2 protein-coding genes and 1 pseudogene are annotated in these 1,565 nt (G+C 68.0%); 2 read left to right on the forward strand and 1 reads right to left on the reverse strand.

What is annotated here, in order from left to right; all coding sequences use genetic code 11:
- Both HUK84_RS17615 and trxA read left to right on the forward strand, forming a co-directional pair.
- Nucleotides 1-409, forward strand: a pseudogene (locus HUK84_RS17615) (double-strand break repair helicase AddA); the annotation flags it as partial.
- A gap of 74 nt (nt 410-483) precedes the next feature.
- Nucleotides 484-810, forward strand: a complete 327-nt coding sequence (gene trxA / locus HUK84_RS17620; protein ID WP_176641413.1) for a thioredoxin TrxA — start codon at nt 484-486, stop codon at nt 808-810.
- 68 nt (nt 811-878) lie between these two features.
- Here trxA and hpnK read toward each other — a convergent pair.
- Nucleotides 879-1,565, reverse strand: a 687-nt coding sequence (hpnK, locus tag HUK84_RS17625) for a hopanoid biosynthesis-associated protein HpnK (protein ID WP_176641414.1), incomplete at its 5' end; no start/stop codon positions are given.

Raw genomic sequence — 1,565 nt, forward strand, 5'->3', positions numbered from 1 at the left:
CGAGCAGGCCCGGCTGGCCGGACAGGTGCTGGCGGTGATGGAACACCCCGCCCTGATCCCGCTGTTCGGCCCGGCAAGCCGCGGCGAACAGCCGGTGGCGGGGGTCGCGGGCGGTGCGGTGATCGTGGGGCAGGTCGATCGCATGGCGGTGCTGCCTGATGCGGTGCTGCTGTGCGATTTCAAGACGAATCGCCGCCCGCCCGACGATGTGGCGGCGACCCCGGTGCTGTATCTGCGGCAGATGGCGTCCTATCGCGCGCTGCTGTCCGCCCTCTATCCGGATCGGCCGGTTCGTTGCACCCTGGTCTGGACCGAAGATGCCCGAATCATGGAACTGCCCGATTCGCTGCTGGCGTGCCATGCTCCGGACGACCCGGCCCCGGGTGGGCCCGGAGGATGGCAATCTTGAAACACGGCGGCCCGGCGCCATGTCCAGATGGAACCCGCCACTGGAACCCCCATTGGTACTCAAGGAGTAATGAGATGAGCGAAAATACCGTGGCCGTCAGCGATGCCACTTTCGAAAGCGATGTCCTGAAGGCCGAGGGGCCTGTGCTGGTGGATTTCTGGGCCGAATGGTGCGGCCCGTGCAAGATGATCGCTCCGGCGCTGGACGAGATCGGCGCTGAACTGAAGGGCAAGCTGACGGTCGCGAAAGTCAATATCGACGACAACCCGTCCACGCCCAACAAATATGCCGTGCGCGGCATTCCGACCCTGATCCTGTTCAAGAACGGCCAGCCGGCCGCGACCAAGGTCGGTGCCCTGCCCAAGAGCCAGTTGAAGGAATGGGTCAAGGGCAGCCTGTAAGGCCCTTATGGCGGAGGGTCATGGGGCCGAACCTCATGACCCTCCGCCATGACAGAGTCCCTGGCGCGTCAGGCCGACCAGTTGGCGAGGGTGGCGTGGCCGTGCGCCAGCCCGGCCCGGACCCCGGGGCTGCACAGCGCCGCCAGTTCCCCCTGGTGGTCGTAGGTCGGCATCAGCCGGTTCAGCAGCGCGTTCTTCGCAGTCGCCGGGTGGAAATAGATTTCCGACAATCCGTCGGGCAGGTGCGCGGCCAGGGCGGCGACCCGGTCGGCGGTCATATGGCCGCTCCAGGCGATGCCGAAGCACCAGTCATTGGTGCGCAGTCCCGCGCTGCGGGCCTGATGGCGCAGCAGGCCGGTCCAGCGGCGCAGCGCCGCCGATCCCAGCGAATCGCTGTAGGTCCCGGCCGCGATCAGCGGTTCGGGCGGTTCCAGCGGCACCCGGACGGCCCGCAGCCCATAGCGCAGGCCGGTGCGGATCATCATCCGTCCGACCGTGGGGTGCAGGTGCATGTGCTTGTGGGCGTTGGCGTGGTCCAGCCGCAGCCCGGTCCGGGCGAAGGCGGCGAATTGCGCCTCGATCTCGGCGGCCAACTGGCGGCGCACCGCCGGGCGAAAGAAATAATCGACGCCCAGCCTGAGCTGGTTGCCGGGAAACTGCCCGCCCCGGCCGACCAGCAGCGGAATCGCGTCGTGCGGCAGGACCGAGGGCCCCTCGATCGCCACCAGATGCAGCCCGACATGCAGCCCCGGCAG

It is taken from the genome of Nguyenibacter vanlangensis (assembly GCF_013376155.1).
In the GTDB taxonomy this organism is placed as follows: domain Bacteria; phylum Pseudomonadota; class Alphaproteobacteria; order Acetobacterales; family Acetobacteraceae; genus Gluconacetobacter; species Gluconacetobacter vanlangensis.

Excerpts from the sequence above, each read along its gene's own strand:
- trxA (WP_176641413.1), top strand. The coding sequence starts at position 484 with ATGAGCGAAAATACCGTGGCCGTCAGCGATGCCACTTTCGAAAGCGAT.